Source organism: Pseudomonas psychrophila (genome assembly GCF_001043005.1).
In the GTDB taxonomy this organism is placed as follows: Bacteria; Pseudomonadota; Gammaproteobacteria; order Pseudomonadales; family Pseudomonadaceae; genus Aquipseudomonas; species Aquipseudomonas psychrophila.
The window spans coordinates 1-518 of the sequence record NZ_JYKZ01000114.1 but is presented as its reverse complement, the minus strand read 5'-3'; the positions used below and the strand labels follow the sequence as shown (position 1 = coordinate 518).

Sequence of the window (518 nt, the reverse complement as noted above, 5' to 3'; positions counted from 1 at the left end):
AGCGGCCGTTGGATTTCCCTTGGAAGGGCCCTAGCGGCTCAATCTCGGCTTGAGCACCTGCGATCAGGTTGTCGTTCAGGCAGTTATCGTTTGCCCAGACTCGGATAACCCCGCCCGGGGCAACGCCTAGAACGGCGGAAATCATGGGATTCGCAGGGTAATCGGGCCAGTCCGGACAGCGGCGTGCCGTCGAGCCGCGCATGATGCTGCGGCCACGCTCGGGAATGTCGACCCAGCCTTTGTAGGTTTTCTGCTCAACAATGGACTGCCAGCGTACGAATATCCGTTTGGGCAAATCGATACTGCTGATGGAGTAAATGTTTCCTCCAACCGGGCCCCACCCCCGTGCGTACTCGCGATCAAGGCCTGGATCGTCCCCACCGACGGTCCCCCCTCCGGGACGTCTGAAATAACGCCCATGGATGTCCTCGACGACAATGAGTTCGATCATCCCTTGCATATAAAAGGGTGCGTCAATGTCCAGGCTCCATGAGTCCAGCTTCGGGTCGTTATCTGCA

General features: G+C 58.5%; 1 protein-coding gene. It reads right to left on the bottom strand.

Annotated elements, in window-relative coordinates:
* Positions 1–518 (bottom strand): DUF2931 family protein (locus TU76_RS24355; RefSeq protein ID WP_048352716.1); only part of this gene is annotated, 518 nt, incomplete at both ends.